The sequence below is a fragment of the Acidovorax sp. NO-1 genome (assembly GCF_000238595.1).
Taxonomy (GTDB): Bacteria; Pseudomonadota; Gammaproteobacteria; order Burkholderiales; family Burkholderiaceae_C; genus Acidovorax.
Map to the genome: position 1 here is coordinate 1 of NZ_AGTS01000135.1, position 271 is coordinate 271.

The following is a 271-nucleotide window of genomic DNA, read 5'->3' on the forward strand; positions in this document are numbered from 1 at the left end:
GTTCCCAAACTCCTTTGATGGCCGGGAAAGGAGGTTTAATTCTGGGGTTACCTCTTTTTCCTTCCAATGATTCTAACAATGCGGTTTCTTCTCCACAAATGTAAGCGCCTGCCCCGCGTTGTACATAAATATTACAATTAAAGCCTGTGCCCAAAATATTGTTACCCAGCCAACCGTTTTGTTTGGCTTCTTCAATGGCATTTTCCAAAATACCTACAATCCAGGCATATTCACCACGGATATAAATGTAGGTATCATTTGACCCCAAAGC

1 pseudogene is annotated in these 271 nt (G+C 42.1%); it reads right to left on the minus strand.

Annotated elements, in window-relative coordinates:
* Positions 1-271 (minus strand): annotated as a pseudogene (locus KYG_RS24040) (hypothetical protein); the annotation flags it as partial.